Here is a 1,912-nt window from a genome sequence, read left to right on the forward strand (position 1 = left end):
ATTATTAGGCATGTCACGATACTGGCAACCATCAAACTCTTCATACTCTCTGGTGCCATCTTCATGTTCATAAAGGTTATAAAAATATTCAGCACATCCAAGCCCCCAAGGTGCATGACCAACAGCTGTTGCAACAAACTTTTTTTGTGCCGGCTGTTTCCGTTCTTTAAGGATCAAATGTTTTAAAATTCGCATCTCTTAATCCAATTTCATCAATGGCCTTATTTGCCTCAAATTTGATCGTACAGAGCGTTTTGTGTTGCGGATGTGGTTTCTATCATAAAATCCCTAAATCGCTCTGTAGGGTGCCTTTTTAGCTGTTTAACGCATATCTAATCTCAAAACGATCGGCACTTTTCACTATTTTGCTGTCTTTAAGCCGCGTTTGAACGATCATCGTTGTGACGCTCTTCGCTAGGCTTGCCTATTCTCGTGAATAAAATGCGTTTACCACCCAATGCCTTGTTGCGTGTATTTTCAACAGCGATAAAAACTTTCTCAGCAACTCCAAGAAGACTGCTTTCCAAATCACGACAATACTGTGCAAGATCAGCACATGAAGGAACAAACGTCGTTGACATGCCTTTGGCTTCTCCACGTATAAGATTTTTAACAGCCTGCAACAAAGCCCATAACGAAATGCCATTAAGAGCAACGATATAAGCCTTTGCACGTGCCTCTGCATTCGAAACTTTTTGCATTGTCAAACCACCTTCAAGCACATCAAGAGCCTCTGCAATGTCTTCAACAGACGCTTTCAAGGCAAGTAAGTTTTGAACTGTCTGATAAGTTGCAAAAGCTTGTTCCTCTAGTGCTGGTGTTAATTTCATGCCATTGATCAAGCTCCATGGATACTCCCTTGTGACGCATTGCACCATCTGTTGTGCAATATTTTTAAGTGGGGTCGCTAAATCCTGCTTTACGGATAAGGTTACGGATTGTCTCTCCGGTACCACCACGAATTCTTTGATCTTTTGAAAAGTTTCCATTGTTTCCACCACTGTTTCCACCATTGTCGTTAATTGCGTATTTTTTTGAATTTCTTACCCAGTTACGCCATGTTGCTTGCCAATCGATTTTGGTTGCATTTGCTCCGGCTTTTGAACGCCGGTAATCTTGAAATTTTGCCATTTCGACTTTCACACGCTCTAGTGGCAAACCCTCTGCAAGCGCAAAATCGTAATCCGGTTCAAAATCAGCAGGAATACGACAGCCCCGATTAGCTTTCGTTCGTTTCGCTTTCTTAGGAACGCTTTCTTGCTCGTGAATGGGTGGTTGGTTTTCTGATGATGTTTCGATTTGTTCTGATTGGCTTTTGAGAGCATCATCCTCGATTGGCTCTTCAACCAAATCGGTTGTTTCTAAATTTTCAGAACCAATTTCTTTTTTTGCTAATACGATAGTATTAGTTTTTTTATTGTATATGTTATTGTTAATGTTAATGGCATTGCGGTCGCATTGCGCAACACTATGCGCATCGCATGCGCTCTGCATGCAATCCGCATATGCGCTTTCATTTTTATCGTCATTTTTACCTTTTGTTTTATGCCATCTAGAATTAGCTGCTTTTGATGCTGCTTCTGATTTTTCTTTGCTATCGTTTAATTCCGCTTCAACATCTAAATTCCATAAACGGTTATCTTCTAAACGAATAAGCTTCTTCTTAAGTAATAAAAACTCTAAAGCTTTGATAAATGTTTTCACTGGATAACCAACGTAAAGAGCTAATGCCTTTAAGTCATTCAAAAGAGGTTCACCAGTATAAAGCATTTGAAACCGCAGCATCACATAGATACATTTCTCTTCTGGAGATAAACAAGAGACCTCATTCATCCATTCGCCTGCGTTAAGTCTCGTCCAAGACAACTTAGTTGACATGTCCGATTTCCCTCCCTTTAATTAAATGTAAAAT

General features: G+C 40.0%; 1 protein-coding gene and 2 pseudogenes. All 3 read right to left on the reverse strand.

Annotated features, from left to right (window positions below; genetic code table 11):
- Positions 1-195: pseudogene (locus tag WCP75_RS04955) on the reverse strand (hypothetical protein); the annotation flags it as partial.
- A gap of 179 nt (positions 196-374) precedes the next feature.
- Entirely contained in the window at positions 375-761 is a 387-nt protein-coding gene (locus tag WCP75_RS04960; RefSeq protein ID WP_336277131.1) for a hypothetical protein, read from the reverse strand.
- A pseudogene (locus WCP75_RS04965) lies at positions 745-1,878 on the reverse strand (DUF1376 domain-containing protein). The gene WCP75_RS04960 and the pseudogene WCP75_RS04965 overlap by 17 nt, the downstream one beginning before the upstream one ends.
- Positions 1,879-1,912: the final 34 nt, after the last annotated feature.

Source organism: Bartonella numerosa (assembly GCF_037070845.1).
GTDB lineage: Bacteria > Pseudomonadota > Alphaproteobacteria > Rhizobiales > Rhizobiaceae > Bartonella.